The 451-nt window shown below is 44.6% G+C and carries 1 protein-coding gene; it reads right to left on the bottom strand.

Going from position 1 to position 451, the window contains the following annotated elements:
- On the bottom strand, window positions 1-451 hold a 451-nt coding region (locus ACEYW6_RS36645), incomplete at both ends, for an AIPR family protein (protein ID WP_412983672.1).

Here is a 451-nt window from a genome sequence, read left to right as displayed (position 1 = left end):
TTGATTTTTGCGATGGCTGCGCCCGCCGAAGGCATCGCTTGTTTTTTACCGGATCTGACAAAACCGCATTGCTCCCTTGCTCTATCCACAGAGCATGAGTCAAGAGAGGCAATAAGGCGGTTAATCTTTCTCTTTCTGCATCTGTGATGTTACTTGGAAGACTCATTCCTGCTGGGTGTTTGGTTCGTTTATTGCCGTCGGGGTTGTATCTATTTCTATCGAGGCAGTTAATCAACTTCACCAAATGGTTGACATTACATTGGGCATTTCTGGGAGCGCCACTTTGATTCTGGTAATAGGCTATGCGGAATTTCCTATCTTCTTTCTGTTCTAACTGGGCTAAGTACTGCTTGATGAATTTGTAATCACCCCTAGCGTTGACTTTGGAGCGAGAATCTACTGGCGTTGTAGTATTACTTGCTAGGGCTATATCTTTGGCTGATTCTTCAGT

Source organism: Nostoc sp. UIC 10607, assembly GCF_047228265.1.
GTDB lineage: Bacteria > Cyanobacteriota > Cyanobacteriia > Cyanobacteriales > Nostocaceae > Nostoc > Nostoc foliaceum_A.
This window is presented reverse-complemented; position numbering and strand designations above follow the sequence as displayed.